Below are 13,238 nucleotides of genomic sequence, written 5' to 3'. Positions count from 1 at the left end.
TCATTCACCTGTCTTGAGCCGCGTCGGGGAGCGACTTCAGGGCGTAGTCCCGCACGACGACGAGGGCCGTACCGGCCAGGTCGGTCAGGGTGATGTCGAAGCGGTCGACGGTTGTGCCACCGTCCGCACCGCGGTGGCGCAGGTGGGCGACGCACTCGTCGGGCAGCGGGCCCCGGATGTCGACGCTCCCGATGGAGAAGGGGAGCAGCAGTCCGCTGCCGTGACCTGCCATCAGCACGCTGACCGCCTGGAACGCGCCGTTGACCAGGGCCGGGGGCAGTACGTCGGCCTCGTGCCGGTCCGCTGCCGACGGCAGCGCCAGTTGCACCACGGCCTCCCCGTCCCGGAAGAGGACCTCCTCGATGACCTGGAACGCGGGTCCGTTGTACAGACCGGCCTCGGCCATGGTGGCGTACACCGCGGAACCGGACAGCCGGCCGTCGCAGCCCGCGACCACCTCGGCCAGGTCCAGCGCCCCGGCCCGGCCGAAAGGCTCCAAGGACGCGGGGTCCGGGGAGATCCGGGCCTCCATGCAGATCCGTGCCTCCGGCGGTCCCTGGTCCACGCCGATCCGGACCAGTACGGAGTCCTCCTCGGGGTACAGCCGTACGGTCGTCTCCACCGGCTCGTCGGCCACCACGACCGGATGCCGCCACAGCACGTTCCGGACGGAGCGGACCTCCCGCTCCAGGCTGAGCGCGCCCGCGAGCCGGGCCATCTCCAGCGACACCGAGCCGGGCAGCACCCGGCGGCCTTCCACCCGGTGCCCGTCGAGGAATGCCTCCTCGCCGGTGAAGGCGGCGGTGAAGCGCTGCTCGAAGAGAGAAGAGCGGTTCTGGTGCAGCAGGGGGTGGAGGCCCTGCACGGCCGCCGCCGGGGGCACCGGGGCGAGGGGCGCCGCGGTGCCGTGCGGCGGATGCCAGTGCCGCAGCCGCGCGAACGGGTAGACCGGCAGCGGAATCCTGCTGCGGGCGCCGGACGCGGCGAGTCGGTCCCAGTCCAGGTCCTGCCCGGCGGCCCACGCGTCGAGCACCTCGTCGAACCGTCCCGCCCGGTACTGCTCGTACAGGGCGTCCGCGTGCGCGGCGGGGGCGGGTGTGACGCCCCGGCCGCGGTGTCCGACGGGGCGGCCCGCGAGGAAGTCGCCCAGGGCCGTTTCCAGTTCGTCCTGCGAGCGTACGAGCAGGCCGAGCCGCTCCTCGTAGGAGTCCCGCCCCACCCTGAGGGTGTGGGCGACGTCCGCGAGCTCCGCGGGCGTGAGGCGCCGGGCCCGCAACCAGTCCAGCAACTGCGATACGACACCGCGCAGTTGGTCTTCGCGGCGGGCCGACAGCGGGATCACCAGAGGGCCGCCGGGGTCTTCGGGGACGGGCCGGTCGGGCGCCCGGTACTCGCCGATCACCACATGGGCGTTGGTGCCGCCGGCCCCGAAGCTGGAGATCCCCGCGATGCGGGTACGCGACGGATCCACCTCCCAGGGGATGACTTCCTGGGGGACGGTGAAGGGTGTCGCCGCGAAGTCGATCTCCGGGTTGAGGGTGGCCGAGTGGAGCGAGGGGACGATCTCCCGGTTCCGGAGCTGCAGCAGCACCTTGCTGACGCCGGCGATGCCGGCGGCACTCTCGCAGTGCCCGATGTTCGACTTGGCGGAGCCCAGGTGGCAGCGCGCCGCCCCGGCGTCCGGACCGCCGAACGCCTTGGTGAGGGCCGCGACTTCGAGCGGGTCGCCGAGCCGGGTCCCGGTGCCGTGCGCCTCCACGTAGGTGATGTCCCGGGAGTCGACGGCGGCCCGCTCCAGCGCGCGTTCGATCACCGCGGTCTGGGCGTGCGGATTGGGCACGGTGTAGCCGTTGGTCTTGCCGTCGTGGCTGACCGCCGTGCCCTTGATCACCCCGTGGATGTGGTCGCCGTCCGCCTCGGCGCGGGCCAGCGGCTTCAGCAGTACGGCGCCGACGCCCTCGCCCGGAACGTAGCCGTCGCCGCCCTCGCCGAAGGTGCGGCAGCGGCCGTCGGTGGCGGCGAAGCGGTTCTTGCCCAGCATCAGGAACTTGTTGGGGTGCAGGGACAGGTTCACCCCGCCCGCGATCGCCGCCTCGCACTCACCCGACCGCAGGCTCTGCGCGGCCAGGTGGATCGCCACCAGCGACGAGGAGCACATCGTGTCCACCGCCATGCTGGGCCCGTGCAGCCCGTAGTGGTAGGAGACCCGGTTGGCGATCGAGGCGGCGCTGCCGTTCAGCGTCGCCATCTCGCCCCGTAGCTGCTGCTGCGCGGCGTAGAGCTGGTACTCCTCGTACATCACTCCGACGTACACGCCCACGGGGCGGCCGGTGAGGGAGCGGCGGCTGTATCCGGCGTCCTCCAAGGTGTGGTGGACGCATTCCAGGAAGACGCGCTCCTGGGGGTCCATGATCTCCGCCTCACCGGGCGAGATGTTGAAGAACAGCGAGTCGAAGCAGGCGGCGTCGTCGATGAACCCGCCCCACCTGGCGTAGGTGGCGTCCTGCCGGCCCGGCTCGGGGCGGTGGAAGGGGGCGTGGTCCCAGCGGTCGGCCGGGATCTCCGTGACGCTGTCCCGGCCCTTGCGCAGGTTCGTCCAGAACGCCGCCAGGTCCTCCGCCTGCGGGTAGCGGCCCGCGACACCCACGATGGCGATGTCCATGCCGCTGCCGCCCGACCGTTCGGGGGTCCGGCGGTCGGCCGCGCTCCCCCACAGCGGCGACCAGGCCGCCGGGGTGCGCGTGTCGGGAACGCCGTCACCGCGCGTCCCGGCCCGGGGACCCGCCGCGGGCTCCTCCGCTCGCGCCACCGCACCGGACCGCCGGGCCAGCAGCCCGGCGGTCTCGTCCGGGTGGCTCCGGCTCAGCGCCTCGGCCAGTTCCATCACGGTCTGGTTCTCGAAGAAGATGGTCTTCGCCAGCGGCCCGAAGTCCTCCTCCAGGCGCTGCGTCAGATTGATGATGAGAACCGAGTCGATGCCGTAGTTCTCCAGCGCGAGATACGCGTCGATCCGCGCCGCGTCCAGCTTGATCTCGTCGGCGATCACCTCCTTGATCGCCTCGGCCAGCAGTTCGGCCCGTCCGGCGACCGCGGGGCCGCCCTCGCCACCTGCGGCGCGATCCGCCCCGGCCGTTTCGGGCTCCGGTGCGTTGGTGGTCTGCGCCCGCAGGTAGGCGCGCAGCTTGACGGCGTTCCCGACCAGCGGCAACACCTGGGGTTCACCGCTCGCCACGCAGGCGGCGAGCACCCCGAGCCCGGTCGCCCGGTCCAGGACGGCGAGACCCGCGAGGTCGGCGGCGGCCCGCACCTGCTCGGCGGCCACCCCCATGCCGCCGTCCCGCCACAACTGCCAGTTCACCGAGAGGGTCCGGCCGTGGCGCTCACCGCGGGCCACCAACTCCTCGCGGTACGAGGCGAACCGGTCCAGGAACGCGTTCCCCGCCGCGTAGTCGGCCTGGCCGGCGTTGCCCAGGGCGCCGGCCACGGAGGAGAACAGCAGGAAGAACTCCAGCGGCAGCCGTGCCGTGGCCTCGTCGAGGGCCACCGCGCCGACGGTCTTGGGTGCGAGCACCGCCCGCGCGTCCTCGGGCTCCTTCGCGGTGATCAGCTTGTCCCGGGTGACGCCCGCACAGTGCAGCACCCCGTGCGGCCCGCCGTGCTCGGCGCTCACCCGCGCGATGAGCGCGCTCACCGCCGCCGCGTCCGTGACGTCGGTCTGCGCGTACTCGGCGACGGCGCCGTGGGCCCGCAGCCCCGTCAGCGCCTCCTCGGTACGGGCACCGGGCGCGGACCGGCCGGTGAGGACCAGGCGCACGTCCGGAACGCTCCGGGCGATCTCGTCGGCCATCAGCAGGCCGAGGCCGCCCGCACCCCCGGTGATCACGTAGACCCCGCCCGCCCGCCACAGCGGCGCGGTCGGCTCCTCCGCCGGGGCGGGCAGTTCCTCCCACCGGCGCACCTCGCGACGTCCGCCTCCGGTGTACCGGACGACCTGCGCGGTCGGCCAGAGCCGCTCGGCACGCAGCCGCTCGGCGAGAACCACGGCGGGCGGCACGTCCCGGCAGTCCAGCATCTGCACGCTGACCGCCGGGTGCTCCGTGCGCAGCGTGCCCAGCAGCCCGGCCAGCCCGAGGCTGTGGCCGTCCGCGGCGACCAGGTGCACCAGGAGGCGTCCGCCACGGTGCTCCCGCACCAGTTCCCGTACCCGTCGCAGCAGTTCCACGGTCTGGTCGAGGTACCGCTCGCCCCTGCGGGCGGGGTCCGCGGGCACGCCGGAGTCCAGGGTCCGGCAGTCGGCTTCCGGCAGCGACCGTCCCAGGTCCGCCGCGGTCACCGGCGCCCCGTCACCGAGCAGTACCACCCACCGGTCGAAGCGGGCCGGCCCCTCGGGGGCGGGCTCCGGGTCCGACTCGCGCCAGCGCGGGGCGAACAGCAGACGTTCCTCGGCGGCGGCCCGCGGCTCGTAGTCGAAGGTCTTGAAGGCGACACCGCGCAGCAGGACTGAGGCCCGCCCCTCGGCGTCGCAGAGCGTGATGTCGACCCGCTTCATCCGGTCCCCGCCGGTGCCGGTGGCGCGCCGCAGGTGCGCCCACATCACCGGTTCCGTCGGGCGGATGACTTCGACCGCCTCGACCGCGAAGGGAAGTTCGGCCGACGCCCCGTCGGAACCCAGCGCGGCGGGGTCGTCCGGCAGGGTCTCCGGGAGACCCAGCGCGAGCGTCGACTGGAGTGCCGCGTCCAGCAGCGCGGGATGCAGGGTGAACCCGTCGGTGGCGACCCCGTCCGGCAGGCGCAAGGCGACCAGTGCCTCCTCGGCGCCCCGGTGCACGGTGCCGATGGCCTGGTGCGAGCGGCCGTAGTCGATGCCCATGTGGGTGAACGCCCGGTAGCACCAGGCGCCCTCGACACGGGGACGGTCGCAACGGGCACGCACCTCGTCCAGGTCGACGGTGTGCTCCGGCCCGGCGGCCGGGCCCAGGCCGACCTCGCCCTGGCAGTGGGTGTGGTCACCGTGGATCCGGAACGCGACGGTCTCCTGCCCGGCCCCCGGGGAGAGCGTGATGTGCAGCTCCCGCGCACCGTCCCCGAGCGCGAAGGGGCGCAGCCACACCACGTCCCGGACGCTCAGATCGGTGTCCCGGGCCTGCGCGGGCAGCGCGCTGCGCACGGCGGCCAGTGCCATCTCCAGATAGGCCACGGCGGGCAGCATCGGACGTCCGCCGACCCGGTGGTCGCTGAGGAAGAACTCCCCGCCGGTGAACGTGGAGCTGAAGCGCAGGCCTTCGAGGGTGGAACTGTTGCGGTGCAGCAGCGGATGCAGCCGCTCGGTGGCGGCGCCGGCCGCCGGGGCCTGGGCGAATCCGGTGACCCAGCAGCGCTCCTTGGCGAAGGCGTAGCCGGGCAGCGGCACCCGCTGCGGAGGACGGCTCCCGTGGAGCTGCGACCAGTCCAGCGCGACGCCCTCGACCCACAGTTCGGCCGCCTTGTCGAACCGGCGCTCCCGCAGCAGCCGGGCGGTCATGTCGGAGTCCTCGATGAGATCCAGCAGCGTCGACTGCCGCTTCGCCCCCCGGGTGTCCCCGGTGACGAGCCGCGGCGAGCCGTGGTCGCGCGCGAGATAGCCCTCCAACAGCGTCGCCAGCTCGCCGGCGGAGTCCGCCACGACGGCGAGCCGGCACTCCATCGCCTCCCGCCCCGTCTGGAGGGTGTAGGCGACCGAGGCGAGGGCCGCCCCGTCGAATCCGGCGCGGGCCGCGACCAGATGGCGGGCGACCAGCTCCCGCAGCCGCTCCTCGTCCCGCGCCGAGTACACGAACAGAAAGGGCCCCGAGTCCGCCGGAGCGGACCGGTCGTCGATGAACTCCTCGACCACGAGATGGGCGTTGGCGCCGCCCGCGCCGAAGGAGCTGATGCCCGCGCGGCGCGGCTGCGCTCCGGTCTCCGCCCAGTCCGCGAGTTCGCGCTGCACCCGGAAGGGGCTGCGCTCGAAGTCGATGAACGGATTGAGCGTGGCGGCGTGCAGCGACGGTACGAGTTTGCGGTGCTTGAGCTGAAGGATCACCTTGGTGAGGGCCGCGATCCCGGCCGCGGATTCCAGGTGGCCGATGTTGGACTTCACCGAACCGATGGAGCAGAAACCGACGTCGGGCGTCTGTGTGCGGAACGCCTGGGTGAGCGCGGTGACTTCGATGGGGTCGCCGAGCGCGGTTCCGGTGCCGTGCGCCTCGATGCAGGAGATGCTGCGGGCGTCCACACCGGCGTCCGCGAGTCCGTTGCGCACCAGCGCTGCCTGGGCGTTGGGGTTGGGCACCGTGAAGCCGGTGGTCCGGCCGCCGGAGTTGAGGGCACTGCCCTTGATGACGGCGTGGATGTGGTCGCCGTCGGCGATGGCACGGTCCAGCGACTTGAGTACCACCGCGCCGACGCCCTCGCCCGGCACATAGCCGTCGCCCCCCTCCCCGAAGCTGCGGCACCGCCCGTCGGTGGCGGCGAAGTTGCCCTGGCTGAGCAGGATCAGCTTGTTGGGGTGGATGGTGAGGTTGACGCCGCCGGCGATGGCCATGTCGCTCTCACCGCGGCGGATGCTCTCGCAGGCCAGGTGCAGCGCGGTCAGCGACGAGGAGCACATGGTGTCCACGGCCATGCTGGGGCCGCGCAGGTTCAGCACGTAGGAGACGCGGTTGGCGATCGCCGCGAACGACGAGGAGACGGGTGTCGGCTCGCCCTTGACCTCGCCCTGGAAGAGTTCGTACATCCCGTACATGACGCCGACGTAGACGCCGACGGTGTGGTCCGCGAGGGTGGCGCGGGTGTATCCGGCGTCCTCGACGGCGTGCCAGGCGGTCTGGAGGAACAGCCTCGCCTGGGGGTCGATGAAGTCGGCCTCGCCGGGAGAGATGTTGAAGAACAGCGGGTCGAAGCGGTCGACGTCCCGCACGAAGCCGCCCCACTTGGCGTACGCCTTGCCGGGGGTCCTGCCTTCGGGCGCGTAGTACTGGCTGTGGTCCCAGCGTTCGGCGGGCACCTCGCGGATGGAGTCGGTACCGGACGCCAGGTTGTCCCAGAACTCGGGCAGGTCGTCGGCGTCGGGGTAGCGGCCGCTGATGCCGACGACCGCGATGTCGTGGGTGGCGGGGCCGGCGGGGTTTGCGCCCCGCGACGCCGCGGGGCCCGCGGCCCGTGCCGGGTCCGGCAGGAACCGGGTGGCCGCGGCGGGGGCCGGAACTGGCGCGGCGGTGGCCGGAGCGGGGGCGGGCGGCTCGGGCGTCTTCGACTCGGCGTCGGTCATGCCCAGGACGCGCCGCACGTCCTCGGGACGCTCGTCGAGGAAGTGGCCGGCGAGTTCCTCGATGGTTCCGTACTCGAAGAAGAGGGTCTTGGGGAGTTCCCCGAAGTCCTCCTCCATGCGCCGGGTCAGACTCATCATCATGATGGAGTCGATGCCGTAGACCTCGAAGTCGTCGGTGATGTCGATCTTCTCCACGGCACGCTTGGTGCGCTCGCTGACGATCCGGGCGAGGTAGGCGGCCAGCGGGGACTTCAGCCGGTCCACCGGGGCCGCGGAAGGGGCGGTGTCCGGCTCGGCGAAGGGCACGGCCGGGGACCCGGTCGCGGGTTCCGGCTCCGCCAGGCCGAAGGTGCGGCGGATCGCCACCGGGTCTCCCGGGGCGTACACCACGTGGGTGTCCCCCAGGGTGAGGGCGTGCTCCAGGGCCCGGCAGCCCCGTGCGGACTCCAGCGGGACGATGCCCAGGTGCTCGCGCAGGCGGCGCTCGGCGTCCTCGTCGATCCGCATTCCGCCGTCCGCCCACAGCGGCCAGCCCACCGACAGGGTGCGGCCGCTGCGCTCGCCCGACCTGCGGCGGCGCTCCCGCAGGCCGGCGAAGGCGTCCTGGTAGGCGCCGGCGTAGCAGTAGTCGCTCTGCCCGAGGTTGCCGAGCACCGCGGACATCGAGGAAAACAGTACGAACAGGTCCAGCGGCTCGTCCCGCAGAGCCTCGTCGAGATGACGGGTCCCGGCCACCTTGGGGGCCAGCACCGCCGCGATGTCCTCGGCCGGCTTGTCACGCAGCAGTCCGTCGCGCAGCGCGCCCGCGGAGTGCAGCACACCGTCGATCCGCCCGAAGCGTTCCTTGGCCCCGGCGACGAGGGCGTCAACGTCCTCGCGGCGGGAAACGTCCGCCCGCAGATACAGCGTCCGCCCGGCGGGCAGGTCCGCGTCCCGCCAGGCGTCCCCGAGGTCCTGCTCGGCGGTGCGCCCGGCGATCACCAGGCGGGCTCCGTAGGTGCGGCTGAGGTGCCGGGCGAGGATCAGCCCGACGCCGCCCGCGCCGCCGGTGATCAGGTACACCCCGCCCTCGCGGAACGCGGCCCCCTCACCGCTGCCGCCCACCTCGGCGGAGCGCAGCGCGGTGCGCCTTCCGCCCTGCCACCAGATGGCGTGGGACTCCCCCGGCTCGGCCGCGAGTTCCTGCCGGATCCTGGCGGCTGAGCCCGGCGCGACACCCACCGCCCGGGCGGTGACATGCCGGTCCTCCTTCGTCAGGCAGCGCAGATAGCCGCCCACCGCGAGGGCCTCGGGAGCCGGTTCGCCGTCCGCCGGCACGGAGTACGCGTACACCAGCTCCACCGGGTGGCGGGGCCGGCCGGCGGCGAGCGCCCGGGCCAGGGCATGCACGGTGTAGGGACCGTCACCCGGCGTCGGGTCCGCCAGCACGATCCGGTCGGGCGACAGGCCGCGCTCGCGCAGCTCCCGCAGCAGCCGGCCGTGATCGTCCGGCTCGGCCGGACGGTAGGTGAAGCGGGTGCCGGTGCCGTCGACGGTGAAGCCGTCCCCGGGGACGGCCTCGGCGGCGGCCTCCACATCGGCCGCCGTGACCAGGGCGTCGCGGCCCGGGGCGGCGGTATGCAGCAGGAGGACGCGCCCCGTGCCGGTCCGGGGACGCAGGGGCTCGTCCTGCCACCGCTGGGTGAGGAACACGTCCTGCGGCTGGTCCGCACGTTCCTCCCCGCGGCCGGCGGCACGGTCGGTGGAGCGCACCGTGAAACCGGTGATCTCTGCGGCGACGGTGCCCTCGTGGCCGGCCACCGTGAGGTGGAACGACCGGCTGCCGGCACCGGCGCCACCGGCCGGCCGGACATGCACCACCGCAGAGGACGGCAGCGGTCCGAAGCACCGCACCGCATCGACCGCGAAGGGCACGAAGGTGCCCTCCGCATCCGCGAGGAAGGGCCCGACGGCCTGCCAGGCACCGTCGAGCAGCGCCGGATGGAGCGTGAAGCCGTCGTCGGCGCCGGCGCGGCCGAGGTCGAGGTCGAGCGTCCCGAGGGCGTCGTCAGCGCCGTGGGCCAGTTCGGTCAGGGCCTGGAACGCCGGACCGTAGACCACCCCGGCCTCCGGTGAGATGGAGGCCGGGTAGAGCGCCGCGCGGTCCAGGCGGGTGGGGCACTTCGCCCGCAGGGCGGCGATGTCCAGCGCCGCGGGCGGGGTGCGCGGTGCGAAACCTACCGTGCCGGCGGCACAGGTCGTCTCCGCACCCTCGTCGTCGACGGTGGTGACCGTGAACGTCGCGCCGTCCTCACCCGACGGCAGCAGGGAGATCTCCACCACGCGCTCGGTGACGGGATGTGTCCACACCACGTCGGTGACCTCGGTGACCTCCCGGCCCGCCGACAGCGTGCCGGCCGCCCTGGCCAGTTCCACCACGGCCGCGCCCGGCAGGACCGGCACGCCGTTCACATGGTGGTCGGCGAGGAAGAACTCCGCGCCGGTGAAGTCGGAGCGGAAGCGCTGGCGGGTGAAGTCGGAGATGTTGCGGTGCACCAACGGGTGGAGCACGGGCCCCTGTGCCGAGGAGGCCGGAGATCCGGCCGTCACGGCGGGCGGGGCGGGGTCCGTCTCGCGCGGGTACCAGTGGGACTCCCGCTCGAAGGGGTAGGTGGGCAGCGGTATCCGGCGCGGATCGAGGCCGCTCCACTCGGCGGAGAAGTCCGCGGCGGCACCATCCACCCAGCCCGCGTCCTCGGCGGGCCGGTTCGCGGCCCGCCCGCGCCGCACCCCGGGGCCCGCTTCGCCGGACTTGGCGAAGCCGTTCAGGGCATCTATCAGTTGGGCGCGGTCCCTGGCGACGACGGCCAGGCGCTCCCGCATGGCTTCCCGCCCGGTGTGCAGGGTGTAGGCGACGTCGTCCAGGTCGACGTCCGGGTGACGTTCCAGGTGAGCCGCCAACCGCCGGGCGTACTCCCGCAGTTGCGGCTCCCGCTTGGCCGACACCACGAACGTGCGGTCCCGGTCGCCGCCACGGGGTCGCGGCGCGGCGGTCGGGGTGTAGGCATCGACGACGACGTGCGCGTTGGTTCCGCTGAAGCCGAAGGAGCTGACGCAGGCGCGCAGCGGTGCGCCCGGTGCGGGCTGCCACTCCCGCGACCCGGTGTTGAGGTAGAACGGCGACTGCTCGAAGTCGAAGTGCTCGTTGGGTTCCCGGACATGGAGCGTCGGCGCCAGGGTCCGGTGCCGCATCGACAGCAGGATCTTGTGCAGCCCGGCGACGCCCGCGGCGGCCGACGTGTGCCCGACGTTGGACTTCACCGAACCTATGGCGCAGTAGGCCCGCCGGTCGGTCCAGTTACGGAACGCCGTGGTGAGCGCCTCCAGTTCGATCGGGTCGCCCAGCTTCGTGCCGGTGCCGTGCAGTTCGGCGTAGCTGATGCTCGTGGGGTCGATGCCGTGCCGTTCGTAGGCGGACCGCACCAGTTCGGCCTGGCTGTCGAGGCTGGGGGCGGTGATGCCGTTGGTCCGGCCGTCCTGATTGATGCCGCTGGCCACGATCACGCCGTGGATGTGGTCGCCGTCCCGCTCGGCGTCGGCCAGCCGCTTGAACACCACGGCACCGGCGCCCTCACCCGGTACGAAGCCGTCGGCGCCGTTGTCGAAGGACTTGCACCTGCCGTCGGGCGCCAGCATGCCGGCGGCGCACATGTGCTGGTAGGAGTCGGCGCTCAGATAGAGGGCGACGCCGGCGGCCAGCGCCATGTCGACCTCGCCGCGCTGGAGCGCCTGCACCGCGAGATGCACACCGACCAGGGAGGAGGAGCACGCCGTGTCCACCGTCAGCGCGGGGCCCTTGAGGTTGAGGTAGTAGGCCAGCCGCCCGGCGGCGATGGCGTTGCTGACACTGGTGACGCTGGGCTGTTCCTCCTCCTGTCGCGGGGTCCGCTGGCACAGCAGGTGGTAGTCGCCGCTCGCCAGGCCGAGGTAGACGCCGCAGTTGACGCCGTTCAGGGTGCGCCGCGTGTATCCGGCGTCCTCGAAGGCCCGGTACGACTCCTCCAGGAAGAGCCGGTGCTGCGGGTCCATCATCTCCGCCTCGGAGGGGGAGATCTCGAAGAAGAACGAGTCGAACCGGTCGATGTCGTCGAGCGCGCCCATCCACCGGCAGTAGATGGAGCCCTCCTTGCCGATCTCCGGGTCGTAGTACCGGTCCATGTCCCAGCGGGAGCCCGGAACTTCACGAATTCCGTCACCGCCCTCGGAGATCAACTGCCAGTACGTCTCCAGGTCCCGCGCACTGGCGTACCGGCCCGACATGCCCACGATCGCGATCGGGCTGGGCCGGGTGTCGTCGCCGTGCTGTTCCCGGCCGCTCTGGTCCCACGGCCCGGCCGCGACGCCGGCCTGGGCGGGACCGGTGACCGGGGGTGCGGTGGCCGGCACAGGCGTGGCGGGGGCCGGGGCGGAGGCCGGAGTGGGGACGGAGGCCGGGGCGGAGGCCGGGGCGGGGGTCTCGCCCCTCAGCAGCCTGGCCGCCTCGTCCGGGGTCAGTCGCTTCTCGCTCAGTGCGACAAGGATCTCTTGGCGGTTCATGGTCTTCAGGCCTCCGTCTTCGGCATGCCCAGGCGCGCCTCGGCCTGTTGGACATCGATCTGCCCGTCGTAGACCTTGGCCAGCATCTCGGCCAGGTCGTCCGCCGGCGGGGGAATTTCGGCGATGACATGGGCGGCGAATTCGCGGAGGTTCGGGTACTGGTAGATCCGGGTGGCCCCGATCGACGTACCGAACTCCTCATTCACGACACGCACCCACTCCACGCCCACCACAGAATCCAGACCCAACTCCGTAAAACTACGATCCGGATCCACCTCCTCCACCTCAACGAACAACTCACCCGCCAAACTCACCCGCAACCGCTCCAACACCTCACCGGAAACCACACCCACAGACACCGGCTCAACCACACGCTGTTCCGGCACCGGACGAGAAACGACCGCAACACCCTGCGACACCGCTCCACCACCACCCGCCGGAACCAGAGAAGCAACATACGCCGCGAACTCACGGACATTCGGATACTGATAAATCCGAGTAGCCCCGATCGACGTACCGAACTCCTCATTCACCACACGCACCCACTCCACGCCCACCACAGAATCCAGACCCAACTCCGTAAAACTACGATCCGGATCCACCTCCTCCACCTCAACGAACAACTCACCCGCCAAACTCACCCGCAACCGCTCCAACACCTCACCGGAAACCACGGCCGCTGGCATCGCGGTGGTGGCAGGCGGGCCCGCGGGGGCCACAGTCGCGGCGGCGCGACGGGCGGCCGGGGCCGCGGCCCGGGTCGGCGAGTCGGGGGTGACCGGGCCGGGCGCGGGGGTCCCGGCCGTGGCGAGCGGGCGCAGGGATATCCGGGGCTGGGCGTCCCGGTCCGGGGCCTGGCCCTGTGCCGCCACCAGGGCGGCGGCGGCCTCCACCGGCAGCAGGCGCACGGTGCCGCCCGCTCGCTCCGCCGGCTCCACCGGGACCGGCCGCTCCGTCAGTTGCGGCAACGGCGGTGCGGACGTGGTGCGTTGTGCGGGCGCCGGGTGCGCGGCGGGCGCGACCGGCGCCGCCGGGACGACCGGGACGACCGGTGCGGCCGGTGCGGCAGCAGCGGCGGCGGCCGCCTGCTGCCGGGCCGCGTGAGCGCCGACCCAGCAGTGCCGGGCGGCGAAGGGCTGGGTGGGCAGCGAGACGAAGGCGGGCGGTTCGGCGAACAGGTGCTCCAGGCCGGGTTCGTAACCCTGGCAGTAGAACTCGGCCAGGGCCATCAGGAACTGCTGGTAGCCGGCCGGGTCGCCCTGGCTTCCCCGGGCCTCGTCGATCATCTCCCGGGCCACGGTGTTGACGGCGTCATTGGGGGTGAAGTCGCGGGTGACGACGCCCCGGTGGACCTTGCGCGGCTTCTCGCCCCGCG

Annotated in this window: 2 protein-coding genes; both read right to left on the bottom strand. The window is 72.8% G+C overall.

All coding sequences use genetic code 11. The features are described 5' to 3' along the window. Positions 1-4 precede the first annotated feature (4 nt). Complete coding sequence (locus IE145_RS23510; RefSeq protein ID WP_189527433.1) at positions 5-11,863, bottom strand: SDR family NAD(P)-dependent oxidoreductase; 11,859 nt, start codon at positions 11,861-11,863, stop codon at positions 5-7. 5 nt (positions 11,864-11,868) lie between these two features. Further along, positions 11,869-13,149: a phosphopantetheine-binding protein gene (locus tag IE145_RS23505; protein ID WP_189527432.1), complete on the bottom strand. Its 1,281-nt coding sequence runs from the start codon at positions 13,147-13,149 to the stop codon at positions 11,869-11,871. Positions 13,150-13,238 lie beyond the last annotated feature (89 nt).

The sequence above is a fragment of the Streptomyces sindenensis genome (assembly GCF_014649035.1).
GTDB classification, from domain to species: Bacteria; Actinomycetota; Actinomycetes; order Streptomycetales; family Streptomycetaceae; genus Streptomyces; species Streptomyces sindenensis.
The sequence above is the reverse complement of the archived record's forward strand: the minus strand, read 5'-3'. Positions and strand labels throughout refer to the sequence as shown.